This window comes from Streptomyces sp. NPDC058576 (assembly GCF_042718715.1).
In the GTDB taxonomy this organism is placed as follows: Bacteria; Actinomycetota; Actinomycetes; order Streptomycetales; family Streptomycetaceae; genus Streptomyces.
The window spans coordinates 86,715-98,626 of record NZ_JBHXPF010000027.1 but is presented as its reverse complement, the minus strand read 5'-3'; the positions used below and the strand labels follow the sequence as shown (position 1 = coordinate 98,626).

At 67.1% G+C, this 11,912-nt stretch carries 7 protein-coding genes; 4 read left to right on the top strand and 3 right to left on the bottom strand.

The window, feature by feature from the left end:
- Positions 1–589: 589 nt before the first annotated feature.
- From ACFWRV_RS20370 to ACFWRV_RS20360, 3 genes are all read right to left on the bottom strand, one after another.
- Complete coding sequence (locus ACFWRV_RS20370) at positions 590–1,312, bottom strand: hypothetical protein (RefSeq protein ID WP_384336433.1); 723 nt, start codon at positions 1,310–1,312, stop codon at positions 590–592.
- A 1,251-nt stretch (positions 1,313–2,563) separates the two neighbouring features.
- Positions 2,564–2,740 (bottom strand): hypothetical protein, encoded by a 177-nt coding sequence (locus ACFWRV_RS20365; protein WP_384336431.1) that lies wholly within the window; start codon positions 2,738–2,740, stop codon positions 2,564–2,566.
- A gap of 235 nt (positions 2,741–2,975) precedes the next feature.
- Positions 2,976–3,260 carry a hypothetical protein gene (locus ACFWRV_RS20360; protein ID WP_384336447.1) on the bottom strand — a complete coding sequence of 95 codons (285 nt, stop codon included), beginning with the start codon at positions 3,258–3,260 and terminating at the stop codon, positions 2,976–2,978.
- Positions 3,261–3,691: 431 nt separating this feature from the next.
- Between ACFWRV_RS20360 and ACFWRV_RS20355 the strand changes: the two genes are divergently transcribed.
- The 4 genes from ACFWRV_RS20355 to ACFWRV_RS20340 are packed head-to-tail and all read left to right on the top strand — an operon-like array spanning position 3,692 to position 11,639.
- Positions 3,692–5,224, top strand: a complete 1,533-nt coding sequence (locus ACFWRV_RS20355; protein WP_384336429.1) for a hypothetical protein — start codon at positions 3,692–3,694, stop codon at positions 5,222–5,224.
- Positions 5,221–6,039 carry a hypothetical protein gene (locus tag ACFWRV_RS20350; RefSeq protein WP_384336427.1) on the top strand — a complete coding sequence of 273 codons (819 nt, stop codon included), beginning with the start codon at positions 5,221–5,223 and terminating at the stop codon, positions 6,037–6,039. Before ACFWRV_RS20355 ends, ACFWRV_RS20350 begins: the two co-directional genes overlap by 4 nt.
- 16 nt (positions 6,040–6,055) lie before the next feature.
- Positions 6,056–10,540 (top strand): hypothetical protein, encoded by a 4,485-nt coding sequence (locus tag ACFWRV_RS20345; RefSeq protein ID WP_384336425.1) that lies wholly within the window; start codon positions 6,056–6,058, stop codon positions 10,538–10,540.
- Complete coding sequence (locus ACFWRV_RS20340; RefSeq protein ID WP_384336423.1) at positions 10,515–11,639, top strand: Wadjet anti-phage system protein JetD domain-containing protein; 1,125 nt, start codon at positions 10,515–10,517, stop codon at positions 11,637–11,639. Before ACFWRV_RS20345 ends, ACFWRV_RS20340 begins: the two co-directional genes overlap by 26 nt.
- The last annotated feature ends 273 nt before the right edge of the window (positions 11,640–11,912 follow it).

Sequence of the window (11,912 nt, the reverse complement as noted above, 5' to 3'; positions counted from 1 at the left end):
GAGCCTGGCGGCTCTTAAGTTGGGCCTGGCGGCCCAACTCCGGCCTGACGGCCGGAAGGTGTTGGTGTGTCATGCCTGACGGCATGACAGTGGGTGGTGTTCGGCCTGACGGCCGATGGGGTGGTGGGGGTGTCAGGCCTGGCGGCCTGACGATGGGAGTTGGTGGGTGAGGAATTTGCCCCTGGCGGGGCAAAGGGGTGGGGTGGATTTAGTGTTTGCTGGGGTGTCATGCCTGGCGGCATGACAGTGGGTTGGTGTGGTGTTTGCCCCCTCCCTGTCGGTCAGGGAGGGTTTTGTGTGTACGCCTGCCGGCGCTGGTGATGTCATCTTGGTTTTTGGGCAGTGATTTGATTTGGTGTCTCTCTCTTCTCGGTCGTTGGAGATGGCTCGTCCGTGGTGGCTCGGTGCAGGGTTTGGCCTGACGGCCTGGCTGTTACTGCGAGGGTGTAGCCGCGACTGACCGGCAGGGTCTCGTTGGGCACCGAAAGCGGCCGGTTCCGTCGCGGCCTTCTCCAAGTTGGGCGGAATCCCTAGTTGCCTGCCGAGCACGTCGAGCGAGCTACGCTCGCTCGACGTCGGCGCTTGTTGGTCAGGGAGTCTCCTTGTGACGTGCTGCGCGTTGGCGTGCGGCCTGCAGCGTGTTTCGCTCGGTAGATGCCCCATCTGCCTGCCGCGGCAAGGAGCCGTAACGATCGGTGGCGATCTGGTCGATGCAGGCGGTGTAACGACTTGCCGCTGCTTTAAGCGCCTCTGCCGGCGGCAGAAGGTCTTCTGCCGCACGCAAGGAGCGCAGCACGTCTCTGGTCAGTTGCATGAGCCGAGCCAGCTCGTCGTTGGCCGTGATGCTGCCCAGTTCCGCGTGTCCTTTCCGGGCCGCGGCGCGACGGGCTTGTTCCTCCATAGCCAGGATCACTGCTTGGCGTCGGCGCTCGAGAGTGCGGAAGGTGTGGCTTCCGGGGTCGGCCGCTACTGCCTCAGCGGCTTGGACCGCCTTCGACAGCTTCGGTGAGAAGCGGGTGGCGGCCAGCGCGGCAGCCTCTCGTTCCTTCCTCGCAGCTTCCCAGCGCTGTTGCTGCAGTCCAGGCCAGGCGGGAAACTCTTCCCTGCCAGCAAGCTGGGCCCTGGTCCGGGGACTCGCCTTCTCGGCCTTTGTCAGGCGGGTGTCCCATTCACCGCGCAGGGTGAAACTGTAGGCGCTGCATCCGACAGATCCCCATCCACCGTATCCGTGGCGTCCGTGGGACCAGCGGCCGTCGAAACTGGTGATCGGCTCTCCACAGTGCCGACACAGCTCGGATTCCTGATTCGTCAAAATCTACCCCCCACGGTATGTCTCCCGGCTGACTCGGGCATCGCACGAAAGCCAGCCGGGTCATCCTTCCATCGCGCACTGACAGCAGCACGTTGTGGGCTGGCAGCTGTCCTGGCCTGGGTGTGCGTCTGTGCCGCGTGCTGCCGGGGTTGGCGGCCTGGATGCCGGCCGGACCCGCATGTTCACGATGGAGCTGCGGCGGATGGCGGGGACCGGATGACGGCGCGGCTCTGGACCGGCTCATGGCCAAGCAAGCACACCAGGGGCGGTAATAGCGGTCTGAGGCAGGGGGGAGATCCGGACAAGTCTGACGGAGCCTGGATGAGGCAGGGTGGGACACCCCTGAACCATGGTGAACAACGACGGACAACGACGACCGGCAACAACCGCTGTGGGGGCTGGCGGAACCTCGCCGCTCTACGGTTCTCGTTCGTTTCGGACCGGCGTCAGTGCGCCACACTCCCCCTATGCCGAGCTTTCAGCACAGGAAGGCCGTAGGCGACGCGCACGAGCTGCGGGTCGCCCAAGAACTCACCTGGCGCGGATGGAACGTCACCGCGTGGGGCCAGGGCGTACTGACCGATCCCGTTCGATCCCACTCCGAGGAACCGCCAGCGCGCTGCGCTGGACCCCAGACCTCATCATTGCCAAGGGACAGCAGATCGCGCTGATCGACTGCAAGAGCCGGATGACCAGCCGCGCCACCAGCCGACACGTCGTGGAACGAGCGGCGGTCACAGCCCACCTCCAGCTCGTGGCCTGGACGCTGCTCCTGGTCTACTACGTCTTCGACGACCTCGCCGTCCTCACACCCCATGACGTCCTGACAGCCGGCCGGCACGGCCCCTACTCAAACGCTGGTTCCGGCTCCCCGTACTACCTCATCCCCCCTCTCCCGCTCCCTGGCCTTCGACACCACCTTCGGCGCCCAGCGGTCCACCGGTCTGTCCGCTGCTGCCTGACAACCAGTCCCAGGCATCCGGCTGCAAAAAGAAGGCCGGGGGGAACTCGCCGTCACGCGTGCTTAAGCGGAACAAGGTGAAGAGTGGTTCAGTGGCTTCGAATCCAAGACGTGGGGGCGCGGCATCACCTTCAATTGGCAGGTTCCGGGGCCGTCCGAGGGGGGTTGAACACTCCCCTCGTTCAAGGTCCTGTGCTCGGCAGTAATGCGGCTGCGAAGGTCACGCACACTGCCCGGCCCAGCAGGATCCATGCTCCTCACCCAGCATCACTCGGAATGACTGTGGAGATTCACACGGAAGTTCCGTGCAGCCACGCGGCGGCCGGCGATGGCCGACCAGGGGCGAGCGCGTACAACTCGGGGTGGGCGGCGGTGAAGGAGGGGCAGGTGCACGCCGAGGCGGTGACCACCTCCTCGGCGCCGACGGACAGGACACCGGCGGACAGGTCCAGGACGTCGCCGGGCATCTTGCCATCCCAGTGGCCCAGCTGACGGCGTAGTGGAGGAGGCAGTCCCGCGCGCGCACTGCCGGGTGGGACTCCAGCAGATCCGCGGGCAGCTCCGGTTCCTCGCCGGCGGGCGTTGCTACCGGGTCACCGGAGTCGGCGGGGCGGGTGAGCGGCTCAGCAAGGGCGTGCAGCTGCCCCAGGACAGCTGCGCATCCAGCTTTCTGGAAGGCGTGGCGGTAGCCCAGCACGTCTTTCACCAAGGGATGATCAAGTCGGTGAACTGCCCCGTAGCAAGAACTCGACCACAGTTGAAGACGACGGCAACGAACACGACCACCACAGGCAGCAGAGGGATGAGCGCAGCCTTGGGAGATCCGAGGAGGGCAGCACCAGCCATCACCAGTACGACCCTGAGACCCACCACAACTGCCCGGATCCGCTCTCTCGGCGCGGCTGGAACCACATCAGCGATTTGATCTGCGTCGAGGAGGTCGTCGATGCGACCCTCGGCGTAGCGTTCGGTGATTGTCAGCAGCATCACGGTGAGATCTTCAAGGGCGCGGCCTGGGTCGGAGTCCCGCCAGGCTTCGGCCTTGCGTAGCGCGCCCACAACCAGTGCGGCATGCGCCTTGAACCGCGTCGAGGGTCCCTGGAGCGTGCTCGCCCCCGTGCGTTGGGGTCGGTGGGTGTGGCTTCGGTTTCGGTACGCCCTCAAGTCCACGGCAGCTGGTGCGCTCGGCGCCTGCCGTTCGGTGGAACTGTCGTAGGTGTTCGGCGCCTCGCCTGTCACGAATATGACCGGGGTTGGGGGCTCGCAGTGATGAGGAAGAAGGGCTCCTCCAGAAGGAATTCGGGCATATGGTGACCCGGGAGGGTTCGGCGAAGGCAAGCTGTGTGCGGGGCGGAGGGGGCTGCGACTCGCGCGAGGTACGTACGCGCGGACCGTGGTTGGCATGTGGGAGGGGCCTGGTGGATTTCGGGCGTGGTACGCGCGCGGATGCGGCTGGAGCGGATGATGGTCTGCTGCACGACGAGGGGTTGATCCGTCGGGCGAAGGCGCTGGCGTGTACGGCTCCCCTGCATGACCTGGACGCGAACAAGGGCCTGGTGGAGTGGGCCGATGCCCGGGTCTACCAGATGGCGGAGATCGGCCTGCACACGATCGACCAGGTGGCCATCGCAATGGATTTCGACACCGGTGCCAGCCGGCGTCATGTCCTGAGCCGGGTCCAGCGGTTTGTGGCCCGGCAGGCGCCCGAGCGTTCGGATGAGGAGCACGCCCGGGTGGCACGCTGGGTACTGGACAGTCTGATCAATCTCGGTGACGTCGAGCGGGCGTTTCGCCGTCCCTACGGCGCTGTGGACGCGACGGGTGTCTACCGGGTGCTGGTGTTCCCTTTCAAGCTGATCGTGGAGCGTCGCGACAGTGCCGGCGTGCTGTATCTGCATGCCTCGCATGAGGCATTGAACGTTCTGGTCGGCGCGCTGGACACAGATGTGGAGTCTGCCCAAGAGGCTGCGGAGGTCAAGCTCGCGAACCTGATCAGGCGCGGGCGGCTCACGGACGCGAAGCAAGTGGCGGAGCAGGCAAGGGTCCGCACCATCCAGTACGGGGAGTTGATCCATGCTCAGTTGGAGGCGACCCGGCGCAACATCCAGGCGGTGGACTGGAGGGAGAAGTTCCCGGAGCTGCTGAGCGAGGCACTGGCGCACGTCCAGGAACGGGTGCGTGCAGAGCGGGCGATCGCCAGGAACATGGCCGAGGCCCGGGATGAGGCGGTGAACCCGGTCCGCAAGCGGCAGGCTGCGGAGCTTGTCGACATTGTCGAGGATTGCATCCGGCGTCACATACGCCTGCAGCAGCGGCTGCTGGAAGCGCGGGGGGTGTTTCGCGCGGAGCAGGACCGTCAGCAGTTTTCGGTGCAGCCTCACCGGTCGACGTTCGATCTGTTCGGGCAGTTGCTGCGTCCCGCTTTGGATCTGCCGGTGTCGGATGCGGTCGGGGCCGTCGACTGCTTCTTCAGCCGGTCGGCCGGGCCCGCCGTGCCGGATCTTCCGTATCTGGCCACTCTGGTGCCCGCGCTGCTGCGTCCGGCGCCGGAGCCGCCCCGGTTCGCAGGGCGGGTGGAGGAGCCGGAGGTGGAGCGGCTGGAGGAGACCACACGCTTCACTGCCGCGCAGTGGGAGATAGCCGAGCAGCTCCTGCATCTGCCTGGGGAGGTCCGCTCGCTGTCGAGTCTGTTGGAGGAGGCGGCCCTGATCGATGCGGACCTGCCCGCGCTGGTGGCGCTGCTTGGGCTGCACGCCTACTGCCCAGATGCCGGTGCCGCGCAGCGGCGCGGACAGGACCAGGTGCGGGTGGCTGTACGAGCGGATTCCGCCTTGGACAGTGTCGGCTTTGCCGGCGATGACTTGTGGCTGACGACAGCGCGCGTGCAGCAGCCTTTGCCGGACGTCTCGGACCGAGCAGGGCAGGCACAGGACACGGAGGCGGGGACATGAGCCATGCGGGAGCGTATGGTCAGGACGACGCCGAGGCCGCGACCCGGCTGATCGGCTTTGCGTTTCGGCCGCGGTTGCTCCCGCACCGGGACGCGGAGTATGCCACTTTGGTGCGGCGTTTCGACGAGGAGCCAGCCTTCGAGGACCTGGTGCGACGCTGCGCGACAGGTCTGGGCCTGCAGGCCCTTGGGGTCACTATGCGCGCGGGCGCAGTGGTCGTGCCCGTCCCCGGTTCGGTGTTCGAGACCCGGCTGGAGAACTACGCGCGCCAAGCACGGCAGAGTCACCAGCGTGAAGCGGAGCGGGTCTTGCACGGCCTCGCACATCTGGCAATCGCCGCACTGTGTTTCCCTCGGCCTCAGGACCTGGCGGACGATAGCTATGTGGGGGCGGTGACGGCCGCCGTGGTCGACAAACACGTGCGCCACACGTGTGAGGATCTGGCCGAACGATCAGCCGAGGCGCAGGAGAACAGTGACGCGCCCTTGGAGGCACCGGAGCTGGAGCGCGCTTGGCGGGCCTATGCGCGCAGGTCGGAGGCCGGTGAGACGAACAGCGGGCAGGTGGCTGCGACGACGACGGAGGCGATTGTCGGCAAGGCCCCTCGCTATCTGGTCGACAAGGGGCTGCTCACCGAGAGCGAGAACCTGGAGCTTGCGGTGAAGGTCTACCGCACCACCGGCCGCTACCAGCTGCAGGTCCGTGAACTGGCTGCGGTCGATGTGTATCGCGAGCTGCTGCTCATGGGCGTAGTGCCGCCGGCTGACGTCACGGAGTCGCTGCGCGTCACTGGCGACGACGACACCCTCTACTAGCGGGAACCAAGCCATCATGTACGAGCTGTCCCGTATCCGTGTGTGCTCGGCCGGACCGGCGGGCGCCCGGTTCAAGGATGTCATCCTGGACTTCTCCGGTGCGGGGCTGCCGGTCACCGCCGTTCAGGAAAACCTGTTCGGCGCCGCTCCTCAGGTGGTGCGTCCGTCTCCGGCGAGTGTGGTGTTCCTGGAGAACGGTGGCGGGAAGTCGGTCCTGCTGAAGCTGCTCTTCTCCGTCGTCCTGCCGGGCCGCAGGCAGGTGAGGGACGCCCCGGACCCGCGTCTGCTGGAGGATTACGTCCTGGCGCGGGACGTCTCCCACATTGTTCTGGAGTGGATGCACAGCGTCACAGGGCGGCTGCTGGTCACCGCCAAGGTCCTGTGCTGGAAGGACCAGGCCGTCTCGACCGTTGCCGAGAACCTCGTCGAGCATTGGTATGCGTTCCACCCCACTGACACGCTCGGTCTGGACGCTCTTCCCATCGTCGAGGACGGCCAGTACCGGGCTATGGCGTCCTACCGGGAGTCGGTGAAGGAGCTCGGCGTCCAGGATCAACGGCTCCAGATGAACTGGCCGAAGTCTCAGGAGGAGTGGACGGAGCTGCTGGGACAGCTCGGACTCGACCCGGAGCTCTTCCGGTATCAGCGGGCCATGAACCGGGACGAGGGCGAGGCTGTTCACGCGTTCACGCTTGACTCCGACGGCGGGTTCGTCGACTTCCTCCTCAAGGCCGTGCACGACCACAAGGGCCTCAACGAGCTTGCCTCCCTGGTCTCCACCTATGCCCATCAGCTCGCTGGGCGCAAGGACCTGCTGCTGGAACTGGACTTCGTGGAAAAGGCCATGACACTGCTTGAACCGCTGGTCGAAGCGGCGGATGCGGTGAACGCGGCCCGTGTCCACGTGCAGCAGACGGGCAAGGAAGTCGCGGGCTTCAACGGGCAGGTCCGAGCCCGCGTTCGAGGTGACAAGGACCGCCTGGAGCTTTTGCAGCGCCAGGAGCACAACTGCGACGTAGAGGCCACCGACGCAGCTGGTCTCACGCGTCGCTGGGCTGCGACGGTGGCGCGACAGCGGTACAGGCTCGCGCAGTTGCGGTTCACTCGGGCCAAGGGCCATGTCGAGGAGACCGCCCGCAGCACCCTGGACGCGAAAGCCGTGGTGGACGGTTGGAGGGCGACCGGGCCAGCGCATCGGCATCTGGCGAAGTCGAAGGTCGCCAGGAACCTGGCATTGGTGGTGAAGCAAGGGGAAGCGGGGGCTGAGCCGGCGTTTGAGGCTCGGCAGCGGTCCGCAGAGGCACTCGCCCGGGGGCTGTTAGGGCTCCAGGACCAGGCTCAGAGGGCACAGGAGCAGCAGCTCGCAGAGGCACGCAAGCACCAGGGGGACGAAAGGGAGGCCCGCCAGGCACGTGAAGCAGCGCTGAAGGAAGCCGAGCGGGCCGAGGGGCAGGCCACTGAGCTACTGGAGCGGGTCGCTGCGGCGCAGGCTGAGGCCGAGAAGGCTGTCATGGACGGGCTGGCGCCCGCCGTCGGCCTTGTACCCCAGGCAGCAGCGGATGCCCGGCAGGCTGTGGTCCGCGCGGCGGACAGGATCAACGCCCTGGAACGGGAACAGGAGAGCGTGGACCGTCGGCAGGGCGATGTCCAAAGGACTCTGTCCGTTGCAATCCGTGAGGAGGAGGCTGCGCGGGGTCGCCGTGGCCAGGCGCAGCGACTGCGCGAAAGCGCTGAGGCGCGGACCTCCGTGATCGAGATGGTCTACAGGGGCGCGGAGTTGCTGGGGGCGGCGGTGTGCTTGGAGGCGGACGCGGAGGTGTTGCTGGAGCGGCTGGGGGCGGCCATCGCGGAATCGGAGAAGGAAAGAGTCGCGCTGCGGGTCGAACAGGCTCGTGATGATGTGGCCCGGCTGGCCCTGCAGGATGGCCACCTGCTGCCTCCGCCGCAGGTCGTGGTGGACGCCTGTCGGCTCCTTCAGCAGTCCGAGCCCCGTATTGATGCCTGGCCGGGCTGGAAGTACATCGCGCAATTGCCGCCCGGCCAGCGCGAGGAGATGCTCGCTGGTGCTCCCCATCTGGTCAGCGGAGTGCTGCTGAACTCGGACGGCGACCAGGAACGGGCACGGGAGGTCCTCGACCGGGCGACGCCGACGGCCTACCACGTCGCTGTAGGCACGGTCGCGGGGCTGTATGAGGCAGACGGGGGCCCCGCGCAGGGGGTGCTGTTCACGCTGGCGTTCAACGCCGCGCTGTATGAGGAGAAGGCCGCCGAGGCCGAGCAGAAGCTCATCGAGAAGCGGTGGGCTCGCTCCGAGGAACGGTTGAAGGAGCTGCACCGCACCCAGCAGCACGATGCGGTGATGCTTAGACGGGTCATCCAGTGGCGCGAGGACTACCCCGCTGGGGCGTTGGCGGAACTGCGGGAAGAGCACGCGGCCGCCGTCAGTGCCCTGGCGGAGGCCGAGGAGGTGACTTCGGGGCAGCGCCTGGCCATGGAAGCCTTGACGGAGCGCCGTGAGGAGATCCGCGGCGAACTCGGCGACACGCGGCAGGATCACGAGCACTGGCAGAAGGTGAGCCGTCGGCTGGCCGGTCTCGGCGAGCGGCTGGCGCAGATCCCGGCATGGCGTGAGCAGGCTGCGGCCGCCCAGGAGCAGCGCGGCATCCACGAGGAGGAGGCCGAGGAAGCCCAGGGCATTGCCGATGAGCAGCGCCGGGCCGCCGAGGGCCGGCAAGCGGCGGGCGATGAGCAACGCCGGGCCGCCGCTGTAGCCGCCCAGGAGTGGGCCGAGCTGCCTGGTGTGCAGGAGATGCTGTTCGAAGGAGAGCCGCCGAGCGACCCAGTGCCGGTACTACGCGAGACTTACAACAAGGCTAAGGACGTCTTCGACAGGGCGGCGGTCCCTGGAGAGTTGCGTGCGCGGCTTGTCCGGGCTGAGGAGGATGCCCAGGAGGCAGCGGCCGTGTTCTCCGCGTTGCCGCAGGCAGACCGAGACGAGGCCCTGCGGTTGCTGCAGACGCCCGAGGCACTGGACGAGCGCAGCCGGGCCGAGGCGCTCGAACTGGCCCTCAGAGCGCTCGCGGCGGCAGAAACAGCGGAAAAGCGGGCCGCGGAAGAAAAGGGCAGGCACGAAAATGCCCTGCGCGAGCGGCGCCAGGAGTTCCACGAGCAGACCGCCGACGGCACCGAGCCCATGCCGCCCGGCGATGTGCCGAACACGATCGACTGGTCTCTAGAGACGGTGGCGGACGCGGAGAAGCAGTACGCAGTCGCGCGGACAGCCGAGGCTGCCGCGCTCTCACAGCAGGAGGCCGCCGCCGAGCAGACGAGACGGGCCAAGGACGCGGCCGAGACCTTCGAGCGGCTCTCGCAGGTGCTGGCGGACGCGGCCGCGGAGCCAAATGCCGCCCCCTACACGGGCGACGGCGACGCCGCCTGGAGGGACCACCTGCATCTGGACACTGCCGCCAGGAAAGCCAAGGAAGATCTCAATCTCACGGAGAAGAACCTGCGTAGGGCTGCGGAGCACAGCCGACGGCACGCCGCGGGTGACCAGTACTCCCGCCTGACCATCCCGGTGCGGCAGCAGATCATCGAGCTGTCGGCCGAGCAGACCGCCGAGCACGCGACGAAGTGGCTGGCCGCGCTCCAGACACGCAGGCGGAACCTCAGCGACGAGATCGACGAAGTGAACCAGCACCGGCAGACCATCGTCGACCATCTCAAGGGCGAGAGTGACAAAGCCCTGTCCCTGCTGCGCTCTGCCCAGCGGCTGTCCAAGCTTCCGCAGAGCCTGGGCGACTGGGCCGAGGAGGAGTTCATCCAGTTCTCCTTCCATCCGCAGCACGACGAACTGCTCCTGCCTCGTCTGGGCGAGCTCGCGGAGGAAGCCGCGACCGGCCGCACCGGCGACGGACGCAAAGTGGCCCGCGACGGGCTGTCGCTGATGCTGCGCGCGGTCCATACCGCCGTTCCTGCCGGGTTCAAGGTCCACGTGCTCAAGCCGGACATGGTCCTGCGCACCGAACGGGTACGGGTGTCGAAGGTCAAGAACGTCTTCTCCGGAGGCCAGCAGTTGACTGCGGCGATCCTGCTGTACTGCACGATGGCTGCGCTGCGGGCCAATCAGAAGGGCCGCGAGCGGTCGCGTCACGCTGGCGTTCTGTTCCTGGACAACCCCATCGGCCGGGCGAACGCCGAATACCTTCTGGACCTGCAACGGCAGGTGGCGCAGGCCCTGGGGGTGCAGCTCGTCTACACCACCGGCCTGTACGACGAGAGGGCCCTGGGGAAGTTCCCGCTGATCATCCGGCTGCGCAACGACGCCGACCTGCGGGCGGCACGCAAGTACCTGGTCGTCGACGACGTGTTCCGGCCGCACCTTGACACTCTTGACCCCGAGGACGGTACCGGGCAGATCGACAGTGCCAGAATCTTCCGCCGTGAGGAATCACGCGGCATCTTCGGGAGAGACGATGGCACTGCAACGCCGGGAGAATGATCTGATCGCGGGGCTGCGGGAGTGGGCTGCGGGGCACGGCCGCAGCCGCTACAAGGCAGCGCTGATCCCCCTCGAGGACGTGTGGGAGGTCTTCCGCCGCGTGCCGAACCGGAATGTGGACGACGCGTTCGAGCCAGCGGTCCTGGCCGGTGCGCTGGACATGCTGGAAGCAGCCGGTCTGATCGAGCAGGTCCAGCGGCGTACCCCGGAGAAGGTGTCTCTGCCCGTCAAGGTGCGGCTGCTGGCGCAGGCTCCGCCGCCGGTCGTTCCGCCGATGCCGATGTGGCACCCCGCCCTGACCTGGCTGGCATCCTACTGGGCGACAGCGACTGCGAAGCAGCGGTCTGCTTATGCGGCGATCGACCGGTGGCTCAAGAGCGGACCGGATCTGTGCCGGATCCCGTTGAGGGAACGAGCCCTGGAAATCTTCGGAACGTTCGGCAGCGAGGCTGACTTCCCCATGCCGGAGAAGACGTTCGACACGCTCGCTTCCGGACCGCTGTTCTCAAACTCAGCCCGGCTCGACGAGCTGCTGCAAGCCTTCAGGCCTCCACCGCCATTGATCACAGAGACGTTCCCGCTGGAGGAGAGCGACAGCCACTATTGCCGCGTCGGAGCGGGCGATGTGCTGTTCGTGGTCGAGAACTCCACCACCTGGTGGTCACTGGTGGAGAGCCTGCCTGCCGATCACCGGCTCGGCTACGTCGCGTGGGGCCTGGGCGGCACCTTCCGGGCATCGATTCGTGCCATCAAGGCCAAGCATGGCATCACTCAGATCAGGTACTTCGGCGACCTGGACACCAGCGGGCTGCGGATCCCGCTGCGGGCTTCCGCCACCGCGCTCGATCTTGGGCTTCCGCCTGTGCGGCCTGCCCAGCGCCTCTACCAGGTGCTTCAGTCCTTGGGACAGCCCCGTCCTGCAGCTCCCAAGGAAGCCTCGGTCAGCGCCGCAACCGCCGGTGAGCTGGCCCAGTGGCTTCCCGCACCATGCCGGACGGGCGGCACACAGCTACTGCTGGACGGAAACCGTCTGGCGCAGGAGTGGGTCAGCTACCGCTACCTGCAGCATTCCTCTGACTGGTACGACGACGTCCGTTGACGCCACGCGACGCCCTCCACATGTGCGCTGCAGTGCGGTATCGCCAAGTCGAGCAGCAGCGCCGTCCGTTGTAGCGTCGCTCTCTGCGGACCGCTTTGGCGCACCCGCCCTGAAGGACGGGGACTTGCTCCGGGAGCATCCGGCCAGGAGGCGAGCGGCCAACGTGTCCGGACGGAAGCCGCCCTCAGACTCTGGAGCCCACGGGCCCACTCCTGACACGACGACGGCAGACCGCCTTGGAACGGCTCCGTTGCGACGGCGCAGCGATCATCC